Origin of the sequence: Micromonospora globispora (assembly GCF_003857015.1) — a bacterium.
GTDB lineage: Bacteria > Actinomycetota > Actinomycetes > Mycobacteriales > Micromonosporaceae > Micromonospora > Micromonospora globispora.
Genome location: NZ_QGGF01000371.1, coordinates 1 through 9,746, shown reverse-complemented (window position 1 = coordinate 9,746; position 9,746 = coordinate 1). Strand labels below are relative to the sequence as shown.

Sequence of the window (9,746 nt, the reverse complement as noted above, 5' to 3'; positions counted from 1 at the left end):
GCCGGGGTGCTGACGGCCGGCGCCGGCCGCCAGCACCCCGGCGGCGCTGGGGATCAGCACCTGCCCGAGCCGGTTGCCGGTCAGCCGCAGCGACATCGCCCGCCCGCGCAGGCCGGGCGGGGCGGACTCGGCCAGGAACGACATGGTCAGCGGCTGGCCCGCGCCCAGCCCCAGCCCGGCGACGGTGACCACCACGGCCATCGCCCAGAACGGCAGCGGCGGCAGCAGCAACCCGAGGCCGGCCGCCGAGAGCGCGACCGTGCTGATCAGCAGCGCCCGCCGACCGAAGCCGGCGACCAGCCGGCCGAGCAGCAGCCGGGAGGCCATCGACGCGACCGCCCGCAGGCCCAGCAGGACACCGATCGAGCCGGCGGCGATGCCGCGTTCGGTGCCCAGGGCGGGCAGGTAGACCAGGGTGATGTCGACCGCCGCCAGCACGACGCAGCTCACCGTGAGGGCACGCACCAGACCGGGCTGGCGGAGCAGGTCCGGCAGCCCACCCGCGCCCAGCCCGGCCGCCTCCCGGTGATGGCCGGAGGGGCGGAGGAACGCCGCGGCCACCAGCAGCGGCACGGCGACGACGGTGGCGCCGACGAAAATGGCACCGGTGTCGGGGATCGGGCGGTCCCCGCCGAAGATCACGATCAGGCCGGGGCCGAGGGCTTGACCGAGGGAGGCGGCGAAGGTGTAGTACCCGAACGCGGCGTCGTACCGGTCCGCCGGGGTGCGGTTGGCGACCAGTGCCTGCTGGGCCACCACCGAGCAGAGGTGCCCGATGCCGAGGACCATGCTGGCGAGCACCAGGCCGACGACCGAGTCGGCGAGGAGCACGAAGCAGAGGCCGGAGCCGGCGAGCAGGGCCGACCCGGCCAGCACGATCCGGCGCTCCCCGAACCGGTCGACCGCGTGGCCGGACGGGACCGCCAGCACCAGCGGTGCGATGGCGAAGCTGGCCCCGAGTAACCCCAGCCAGGCTCCCGGCACGTCCAGCTCCAGCGCCCGGTAGGCGGAGGCGGGGCGGAGCATGAAGGTGACCGCCTGCACCACGATGGTGTGCGCGAGCAGCAGCGCGGCCTGGGCGCGCCCGGGGACCGACGGGTCCCCGGGCGCCACTCAGTCGGCCTTCACGGCGAGCACGGGGCACGGGACCCGGAGCAGGACCTCCTGCGCGGTCGACCCCATGATCAGCTTTCCGACCGGGGTCCGGTGCCGGATCCCGATCACCACCAGCGACACGTCCTCCGCCTCGACGATCTCCACGATCTCCTCGGCGGCGTCCCGCCCGCGCATGAGCTGCCGGACGGTGTGCGGCACGCCCGCGGCGGTCAGCTCGCGGGTGACCCGCTCCAGGTCGGGCTCCTGGGCGAAGCGCGGATCGACGTACGCGTCACCGCGCGACGTGTTCACCACCAGCACCGGCTCCTCGCGGAACTTCGCCTGCTCGATGGCGGCCTGCAGGGCCGCCTCGCCCAGCGGGGAGGGCACGTACCCCACCAGCACGGTCATCCGGTCACCAACCTTCCACGCAGCGGACGGACCACGAACCGGCCGACCAGCGGCCAGAGAAGCACCACCAGGATCACGGCGTAGATCACCCAGGACACCCAGCCGCCGACCAGGCCGTGCAGCTCGCCGCCGGAGAGCTGCAGCGCCCGCCGGCCCTGGAGTTCGGCGCGCGGGCCGAGGATGACCCCGACGATCAGCGGCAGGATCGGCAGCCCGAAGCGCCGCATGCCGAAGCCGAGAAGGCCGAGGGTGAGCAGCAGGAACAGGTCGAACGGCTGGGCGTTGACCGCGTACGCGCCCATGGTGGCGAAGAAGATGATCCCGGCGTAGAGGTACGGGCGCGGGATCCGCAGCAGGCGCGCCCAGGCGGGGGCGAGCGGCAGGTTGAGCACCAGCAGCAGCAGGTTGCCGATGAAGAGGCTGGCGATCAGCGTCCAGACCAGCGCGGACTCCCGCGTGAAGAGCAGGGGGCCGGGCTGGAAGCCCCACTGCTGGAGGGCGGCCAGCATCACCGCGGCGGTGGCGTTGGTGGGCAGGCCGAGGGCGAGCATCGGCACCAGCGTGCCGGCCGCCGAGGCGTTGTTGGCCGCCTCCGGGCCGGCGACCCCCTCGATCGCGCCCCGACCGAACTCCTCCGGGTGCTTCGACAGCTTCTTCTCGGTGGTGTACGAGAGGAAGGTGGGGATCTCCGCGCCGCCCGCCGGCACCGCGCCGAACGGGAACCCGAGCGCCGTGCCGCGCAGCCAGGGCTTCCACGACCGCTTCCAGTCCTGCTTCCCCATCCACGGCTGGCCGACCGGAATCACCTCACCGGATTTACGGCGCAGGTGCGCGGCGATCCAGAGCGCCTCGCCGACGGCGAAGATGCCGACCGCCACCACCACCACGTCGATGCCGTCGGCGAGCTGCGGCAGCCCGAAGGTGAGCCGCTGCTGGCCGCTCACCGCGTCGATGCCGATGAGGCCGATGGTCAGGCCGATCAGCAGCGAGGCGAAGCCGCGTACCCGGGACGAGCCGAGCACCGCGGTGACCGCCACGAAGGACAGCAGCATCACGGCGAAGTAGTCGGGCGCGCCGAGGCTGATCGCAAACTGCACCATCGGTGGGGTGACCACCACCAGCAGCAGGGTGGCGATGGTGCCCGCGACGAACGAGCCGATCGCGGCGGTGGCCAGCGCCTGTGCCGCCCGGCCCGCCTTCGCCATCTTGTTGCCCTCGATCGCGGTCACCACCGAGGACGACTCGCCCGGGGTGTTGAGCAGGATCGAGGTGGTCGAGCCGCCGTACATGCCGCCGTAGAAGATGCCGGCGAACATGATCAACGCCTGGACCGGCTCCATTCCGTAGGTGACCGGCAGCAGCAGCGCCACCGTCATCGCCGGACCGATGCCGGGCAGCACACCGACCGCGGTGCCGATGGTCACGCCGAGCAGCGCGAACAGCAGGTTCATCGGGGTCACCACGTTGGCGAACCCGTCGAGCAGATTGCCCAGGTTGTCCATCACAGGATCCCTTGCAGCACGCCGGCGGGCAGGTTGACGCCGAGCCCGATGGCGAACGTGTAGAACGTGACCAGCGACAGCGCGACCGCGATCAGCAGGTTTCGGACGTAGTGTCGATTGCCCAACGCGAACGCCGAGCCCCAGAAGAGGATGGTCCCGCTGATCACCCAGCCGAGGGGGTCGATGAGCACGGCGTTGACCAGGAACGCGCCGATCAGCAGCAGGACGGTCCGCCAGTCGATCGGGCTGCTGAGGTCGACGTCCTCGCCGGCCTCCGGCTCACCGGTGCCGCCCCGGGCCACGTCGACCGCGTAGATCACCGCGACGATGATCAGCAGCACGCCGAGCAGGATCGGCACCGGCTTCGGGCCGATCGGGTCCGCGGTGCTGATCGCGTGCCCGATGCGCGTCGTCGCGTCGACGATGATCAGCCCGCCGACCAGGGCGAGGAACGCGCAGACGCCGTACTGCGCCCGGTCCGGCTTCGGCGCCGGGCCGTCCTCCACCGCCGGTTCGAGCACGGTCGGCGGGACGTCGCCCGTCGCGGGCCACGCCGCCCCCGGCAGATCCGGCGTACGCTCCGCGCCCGGCTGTTCCGGGATCGGCGGTACGGATGTCTCCACGGCCGGGGGCCGGGGCGGCTGGTCGCCGCCCCGGTCCGGTCGGGTGGTCATGCCGCTCATGCCAACCCGAGCTGCTTGAGCACGTCGGCCACTGCCTTGTCCTGCTCGGTCAGGAAGGTGCCGAACTCGTCGCCGGTGACGAAGGCGTCGGTCCAGCCGCGCTTCTTCAGCTCGGCCTTCCACTCCTCGGACTCGTGCATCTTGGTCAGCACGTCGATCCAGACCTTCTTGTCGGCGTCGCTGATGCCGGGGGGCGCGACGATGCCCCGCCAGTTGGTGAAGACCAGGTCGATGCCGGAGGACTTGAGCGTCGGCACGTCCTTGAGCGCCTCGATCGGCGCCTCGCTGGTCACCGCGAGGACCCGGATCTGGCCGGCCTCGACCTGGTCGAGGAACTCGCCGAAGCCGCTGGCGCCGAAGGCCACCTTGCCGCCGAGCACGGCCGGCAGCAGCTCGCCGCCGCCGTCGTACGAGACGAAGTTGACCTGGCGGGGGTCGATCCCGACGGTCTTCGCCAGCTGCATCGGCAGCAGGTGGTCCGGGCCGCCCGGCGACGAGCCGCCACCGACCGCGATGCCCTTGGGGTTGGCCTTCCAGGCCGCGACCAGGTCGTTGATGGTCTTGTACGGGGAGTCCTTCGGCACCACGATGGCGCCGGCCTCCTCGATCAGCTTCGCCAGCGGGGTGGTCTGGGTGAGCGTCGCCGCGGACTTGGAGGTGTACGAGGCACCGACCACGCCGAGCCCCATCTGCATGGCGAGCTTGCCGTTGCCCTTCTCGTTCACGGTCCGCTGGAGGCCGACCGTGCCGCCCGCGCCGGGCAGGTTGAAGACCTGCACGCCGGTGGCGATCTTGGCGTCCTCCATCACCTTCGCGGCGGTACGGGCCGTGGTGTCGTACCCGCCGCCGGGCGTGTTCGGCACCATGATCCGCAGTCCGCTGACCGGCTTGCCGTCGTTGCTGGAGCCGCCCTCGTTCTTGTCGGCGGTGGCGCCGCAGGCAGCCAGGGCCAGCGCCGAGGCGGCGGCGACCCCCATGACCAGCACGTTTCTCCTAGTTGCCATCTTGTTTCTCTTCCGTTTCGAATGAGTCCAGCGGCAAGATGGTGGCCTCCACGCGGGCGACTTGTCTGCGTTGTGTCACCAGCGGAAGTTGAGGTCTTTGTGGTCGCGCTCACGTCCCGCCGCCGAAGCCTGGCCGGGCAGCTGCTGGTCCTCCAGCTCGCGATCATCGTCGTGGTGCTGGTGGCCGTCGCCGCCGTGTCACTGGCCCAGTCGGCGGCCACCTTCAACCGGGTCGAGGGGCGGCGGGTCGCCGCCCTGGGCGAGCAGCTCGCCGGCAGTGCGCTGCTGCGCGACCGGCTCAACCGGGTGGCGCCGGGCGAGGCGATCGCCCCGCTGGTGCAGAACGCGCTGACCCAGTCCGGTGTCACCTCGGTGACGGTGGCCGACGCCCGCGGCCGGGTGGTCAGCTCCACGAACCCGACGCTGGTGGGCAGCCCGGTGGTGCTCGGCGATCCCCGGGTGGCGCAGGGCCGGAGCTGGTTCGGCGAGCTGGAGGTCGACGGGTCGCGCGAACTGGTGGCCCAGGTGCCGGTGCTCGGCGCCCGGGAGGAGAACCTCGGCCGGTACCTGGGCGTGGTGGTGATCGGCGAGGCATCGCCGACCTGGTCACAGCGGGTGGTCGGGGCCTCGTCGTACCTCTTCACCTACCTCGGCATCGCAAGCGCGCTCGGCGTGGTCGGGTCCTGGCTGCTGGCCCGGCGGATCAAGCGACAGACGCTCGGCCTGGAGCCGCGGGAGATCGCCGGGCTGGCCGAGCACCGGGAGGCGCTGCTGCACGGCATCGCTGAGGGCGTGATCGCGCTGGACCCGCAACGGCGGATCACCCTGGTCAACTCGGTCGGCCGGCGGCTGCTCGACCTGCCCGAGGACTGCCTCGGCCGGAGCCTGTCCGAGCTGCGGATCTCCGGCCGGCTGCGGGACGTGCTGGCCGGCAGCGGGCCCGAGGCGCGCGACCAGGTGGTAGTCCGGGGCGGCCGGGTGCTGGTGATGAACCGGATGACGGTCACCAAGGACGGCCGCCGGCTCGGCTCGGTGACCACCCTGCGGGACCGCACCGAACTGGCCCGGCTGGAGCAGGAGATCGGCTCGTTCCGGAGCACCACCGAGCTGCTCCGGGCGCAGACCCACGAGTTCGCCAACCAGTTGCACACCATCTCCGGCCTGATCCAGATCGGCGAGCACGACGAGGTGGTCCGGTACGTCGACGCGCTGAGCCGGCACCGCGCCTCGCTCGACCTGACGGTCACCAGCCGGATCCACGACACGGCGGTGGGCGCCCTGCTGATGGCGAAGTCGGCGGTGGCCGCCGAGCGCCGGGTGGAGCTGCGGGTCTCCGAGCGGACCGGGCTCGACCGGCTGGATCCGGAGGTCTCGGCGGACGTGGCCACGGTCGTCGGCAACCTGGTGGACAACGCGGTCGAGGCGGTCGCCGGGGGCCGGGAGACAATTGGCGACGGGCCCGCCTGGGTGGAGGTCGAGCTGCGGCAGGACGCCTCGTCGGTGGAGATCGTGGTGCGCGACTCCGGCCCGGGAATCGCCCCGGAGCTGGCCAAGGAGGTCTTCACCCACGGGTTCACCACCAAGGCGGCCCAGGGCGGCGAGCGGGGCATCGGGTTGGCGCTGACCCGGCTGGTCTGCCACCGTCGCGGCGGTGAGGTCGCCGTGACGAACACCGAGGAGGGCGCGATGTTCACCGCCCGGATGTCGGTGTCGCCTGCGCTGGAGGAGGTTCGATGATCGACGTACTCGTCGTCGACGACGACTTCATGGTGGCGCGGATCCACTGCGGGTTCGTCGAGCGGATCGAGGGTTTCCGGGTCGTCGGCACCGCCAGCACCGGCGAGCAGGCCGTCGCGAAGGTCGACGAGCTCCGTCCCGACCTGGTGCTGCTGGACCTCTACCTGCCCGACATGTTCGGCCTCGACGTGGTGACCCGGCTGCGGGCAGCGCGGCACGACTGCGACATCCTGGTGATCAGCGCCGCCCGGGAGGCGGAGGCGGTCCGCCGGGCCGTGCGCTACGGCGCGGTCAACTACCTGCTCAAGCCGTTCGGCTTCGACGAGCTGCGGATCCGGCTGGAGCAGTACGCCGCCCGGCGCAACTCGCTGCGCGCCACCGTGGTCAGCGACCAGGCCGACGTCGACCGGGTGCTCTCCCGCACCGGCTCGGTCGCCACCCCGGCCCTGCCCCGCGGGCTGAGCCCGGAGACCGCGGAGCTGGTCGAGCGCGCGCTCCGCGAGCACGACGGCACCCTCTCGGCCGCCGAGTGCGCCAACCAGGTCGGTATCTCCCGGGTCAGCGCCCGCCGCTACCTGGAGCACTTCTCCGGTACCGGCCGGGCCGAGGTGAGCCTCCGCTACGGGGCGGCCGGGCGCCCGGAACGCCGCTACGCCTGGGTGGCCTGACCCGGCCCCGCTGCTCCGGGACGTTGTTTGTCATGAAGCAATAGAAGACCGGCCCAGATATTGATTGATTCCTCTATACCGGTGCGTTGCTGGCGAACGCGACGTCGACCTCGACCACCGACGAGGCCCGCCGGCAGCGGGTGCGGCAGCGGGTGATCGACTTCAACAACGTGCTGCAGACCGAGTGCGCCAAGTACGCCAACTGCAGGTTCGACGGCTTCGCCGCGTACGACTACAAGTTCGTGGCGTCGGACGTCTCCACCCGGGACTACTTCCACCCGTCGGTGAGCGGGCAGGCCTCCGTCGCCCGGATCACCTGGAACGCCACCTGGGCCTTCTAAAGCCCACCGCCATTCCCGGCGCGGAGCCGGCCGCCGGGTCGCGGCCGGCTCCCCGGCGATGACGCCACAGCCGAGGTGAGCCGCCGCTACCGCACGAAGGGCCGCCGCGGAATGCCGCTACTGCCGGGTGGGCCGACCGCCCGGCGCGCCGCCGACAGCGGCGTCGACGAGGGCGCGCGCGGTGCGCTTGGCGGCCTCGGCCACCGCCGGATCGCCGTCGAGCACCCCGCTGGCCAGTCCCCCGTCGAGCAGCAGCGTGAGCTGGCGGGCCAGCAGCTCGGGGTCGGCCGCGCCGGCCCGCCGGGCCACGTCGGTCACCCACGCCCGGACCACGTTCTTGTGCTCGACCGTACGAGCGTGCACGGGGCTGCCGGCGGGCGACTCGGCGGCGGTGTTGATGAACGCGCAGCCGTGGTATCCCTCGCGGCGGCACGCACCGGCGAGCGCGTCGAACATCCCGACGAGTTGCTCCCGCGGCTCGTCCCCGGCCTCCCGGGCGGCGGCCCGCAGCGCCCCGAACCAGGCCTGGTCGACCTTGTCCAGGTACGCCAGCACGAGATCGTCCTTGCTGGGGAAGTGCTTGTAGAGGGTCGCCTTGGCGACGCCGGACTCGGCGATCACCGTGTCCACCCCGACGCCCCGCGGCCCGTGCGCGTAGAAGAGGCGGAACGCGGTGTCCAGGATCCGGTCCCGGGCGGAGCCGGCGGGGGTACGCGTCGTGGGCATCCGGCACTCCTTCCTCTGCACGTCCGACCCAGTCTACAGACTGGTCGGTCTACTGCACCGCATCGCTGTGAGGGCCGTCATACGCGTTCGTCGGTTGGAGTAGACAGACCTGTCTGTTAGTCTGATCGTCGACGGAGCGCGGGGCAGCGGCAACGCGCGATCACCGAGAAGGAGACGACACATGCGTATCGCGGTACTGGGCACCGGCATGGTCGGCCGGGCGATCGCCGCGCGGGCGGCGGAGCTGGGTCACGAGGTCACCGTGGGCACCCGCGACGTCGCGGCCACCCGGTCGGGCGACTGGGCGCAGTGGGCCACCACCCACCCGGACGTCGAGCTGGCCGGCTACGCCGACGCCACGGCGAACGCGGAGCTGGTGGTGAACGCGACCAGCGGCGACGGCTCGCTGCCCGCGCTGACCGCCGCCGGGGAGGAGCACCTGGCCGGCAAGGTCCTGCTCGACATCGCCAACCCGCTCGACTTCAGCAAGGGCTTCCCGCCCACCCTGTCGGTCCTCAACGACGACTCGCTGGGCGAGCGGATCCAGCGGGCGTTTCCCCGGACCCGGGTGGTGAAGGCCCTCAACACGCTCACCGCCGACCTGATGACCCACCCCCGGCAGCTCGCCGACGGCGACCACACCGTCTTCGTCTCCGGCGACGACGCGGACGCGAAGAAGGTCGTCACCGAGCTTCTCGCCAGCTTCGGGCACACCGACGTGATCGATCTCGGTGACATCACCACCGCCCGCGGCACCGAGATGCTGCTGCCGCTCTGGCTGCGCCTCTACGGCACGCTCGGCACCGGCATCTTCAACATCAAGGTCGTGCGCTGACGCCCACTGCGGGCCGTCGCAGTTCAAGACCCTGGATACGCCGCTGGCCGGCACCCTCGTGAGGGTGCCGGCCAGTGGTCGGTTCACGGTGTTCGGTTGGGTCAGCTGTTCCAGTGCTGGGCGACCAGGTCAGCGGCCTGCTGCTCCCACTGGGCGTAGGCGTCCGGGTAGGCCGACACCTGCACCGTCTGCGCGGCCTGCGTCAGGGGCATGTCCTGCCACCCGTCGACCTGCTTGAGGCCCTTGAGGAACGCGGTGGTGGAGTACTCGGGGTCGGTGATCTGCTCCGGGGTACCCCAACCCGAGCTGGGGCGCTGCTGGAACAGGCCCAGCGAGTCGTGGTCGTTGCGGTCACCCAGGTGACCCAGGTTCTCCAGCTTCGACTCCTGCAGCGACGTGGCGACCGAGATGACCGCGGCCCGCTCCGGCATACCGGCCTTCTTCGTCGCCGCGATGATCGCCTTCGTATTCGCGGTCTGCTCGTCGTTGAGGGTGATACGCGACTGCGCGCCCTGCACACCATGCGGCATCAGCTTGCTGGTGTCCACGGCCGGCTTGTCGGCCTGCACGGCCACGGCGGCGGGCGTGGCGTCGACCGGGGTGGCGGCGTGGGCGGTCAGCGGACCGGCGAACACACCACCGGCGAAGGCGAGACCAGCAACACCAAGAACGCTCTTACGGAAGATCGTGTTCATGGGGGAAAGCTCCATTCGGGGGTCGGCGCACGCCCGACGGGGGTCAGGG

Annotated in this window: 11 protein-coding genes; 4 read left to right on the top strand and 7 right to left on the bottom strand. The window is 71.7% G+C overall.

Annotation, left to right across the window (positions count from 1 at the left end):
• From DKL51_RS18825 to DKL51_RS18805, 5 genes are all read right to left on the bottom strand, one after another.
• A partial coding sequence (locus tag DKL51_RS18825; RefSeq protein ID WP_221623206.1) for an MFS transporter occupies positions 1-1,113 on the bottom strand: 1,113 nt, incomplete at its 3' end.
• Positions 1,114-1,506 (bottom strand): universal stress protein, encoded by a 393-nt coding sequence (locus DKL51_RS18820; protein WP_109964572.1) that lies wholly within the window; start codon positions 1,504-1,506, stop codon positions 1,114-1,116.
• Complete coding sequence (locus DKL51_RS18815) at positions 1,503-3,008, bottom strand: tripartite tricarboxylate transporter permease (protein WP_109946162.1); 1,506 nt, start codon at positions 3,006-3,008, stop codon at positions 1,503-1,505. Before DKL51_RS18815 ends, DKL51_RS18820 begins: the two co-directional genes overlap by 4 nt.
• Positions 3,008-3,682 (bottom strand): tripartite tricarboxylate transporter TctB family protein, encoded by a 675-nt coding sequence (locus DKL51_RS18810; protein WP_243420537.1) that lies wholly within the window; start codon positions 3,680-3,682, stop codon positions 3,008-3,010. The genes DKL51_RS18815 and DKL51_RS18810 overlap by 1 nt, the downstream gene beginning before the upstream one ends.
• 5 nt (positions 3,683-3,687) lie before the next feature.
• On the bottom strand, positions 3,688-4,695 hold the full coding sequence (locus DKL51_RS18805; RefSeq protein ID WP_109946164.1) for a Bug family tripartite tricarboxylate transporter substrate binding protein: 1,008 nt from the start codon (positions 4,693-4,695) through the stop codon (positions 3,688-3,690).
• A gap of 99 nt (positions 4,696-4,794) precedes the next feature.
• Between DKL51_RS18805 and DKL51_RS18800 the strand changes: the two genes are divergently transcribed.
• The 3 genes from DKL51_RS18800 (at position 4,795) to DKL51_RS18790 (ending at position 7,441) form a co-directional block, all read left to right on the top strand.
• Positions 4,795-6,432 carry a sensor histidine kinase gene (locus DKL51_RS18800; protein ID WP_207783943.1) on the top strand — a complete coding sequence of 546 codons (1,638 nt, stop codon included), beginning with the start codon at positions 4,795-4,797 and terminating at the stop codon, positions 6,430-6,432.
• On the top strand, positions 6,429-7,100 hold the full coding sequence (locus DKL51_RS18795; RefSeq protein WP_109946166.1) for a response regulator: 672 nt from the start codon (positions 6,429-6,431) through the stop codon (positions 7,098-7,100). Before DKL51_RS18800 ends, DKL51_RS18795 begins: the two co-directional genes overlap by 4 nt.
• 86 nt (positions 7,101-7,186) lie before the next feature.
• Positions 7,187-7,441, top strand: coding sequence for a hypothetical protein (locus DKL51_RS18790; RefSeq protein WP_109946167.1), 255 nt, complete (start codon positions 7,187-7,189; stop codon positions 7,439-7,441).
• A gap of 117 nt (positions 7,442-7,558) precedes the next feature.
• On the opposite strand, the gene DKL51_RS18785 is transcribed toward DKL51_RS18790, so the two are convergent.
• Positions 7,559-8,167: a TetR/AcrR family transcriptional regulator gene (locus tag DKL51_RS18785; RefSeq protein WP_109946168.1), complete on the bottom strand. Its 609-nt coding sequence runs from the start codon at positions 8,165-8,167 to the stop codon at positions 7,559-7,561.
• A 181-nt stretch (positions 8,168-8,348) separates the two neighbouring features.
• Here DKL51_RS18785 and DKL51_RS18780 point away from each other — a divergent pair, with 181 nt between their 5' ends.
• Positions 8,349-9,002 carry an NADPH-dependent F420 reductase gene (locus tag DKL51_RS18780; protein ID WP_109964764.1) on the top strand — a complete coding sequence of 218 codons (654 nt, stop codon included), beginning with the start codon at positions 8,349-8,351 and terminating at the stop codon, positions 9,000-9,002.
• A 101-nt stretch (positions 9,003-9,103) separates the two neighbouring features.
• Here the strand turns inward: DKL51_RS18780 and DKL51_RS18775 are convergent, their stop codons facing one another.
• Positions 9,104-9,697 (bottom strand): hypothetical protein, encoded by a 594-nt coding sequence (locus tag DKL51_RS18775; protein ID WP_124812311.1) that lies wholly within the window; start codon positions 9,695-9,697, stop codon positions 9,104-9,106.
• Between the last annotated feature and the right edge of the window lie 49 nt (positions 9,698-9,746).

Excerpts from the sequence above, each read along its gene's own strand:
- DKL51_RS18795 (WP_109946166.1), top strand. The coding sequence starts at position 6,429 with ATGATCGACGTACTCGTCGTCGACGACGACTTCATGGTGGCGCGGATC.
- DKL51_RS18785 (WP_109946168.1), bottom strand. The coding sequence starts at position 8,167 with ATGCCCACGACGCGTACCCCCGCCGGCTCCGCCCGGGACCGGATCCTG.
- DKL51_RS18805 (WP_109946164.1), bottom strand. The coding sequence starts at position 4,695 with ATGGCAACTAGGAGAAACGTGCTGGTCATGGGGGTCGCCGCCGCCTCG.
- DKL51_RS18810 (WP_243420537.1), bottom strand. The coding sequence starts at position 3,682 with ATGACCACCCGACCGGACCGGGGCGGCGACCAGCCGCCCCGGCCCCCG.
- DKL51_RS18775 (WP_124812311.1), bottom strand. The coding sequence starts at position 9,697 with ATGAACACGATCTTCCGTAAGAGCGTTCTTGGTGTTGCTGGTCTCGCC.
- DKL51_RS18780 (WP_109964764.1), top strand. The coding sequence starts at position 8,349 with ATGCGTATCGCGGTACTGGGCACCGGCATGGTCGGCCGGGCGATCGCC.
- DKL51_RS18820 (WP_109964572.1), bottom strand. The coding sequence starts at position 1,506 with ATGACCGTGCTGGTGGGGTACGTGCCCTCCCCGCTGGGCGAGGCGGCC.
- DKL51_RS18815 (WP_109946162.1), bottom strand. The coding sequence starts at position 3,008 with ATGGACAACCTGGGCAATCTGCTCGACGGGTTCGCCAACGTGGTGACC.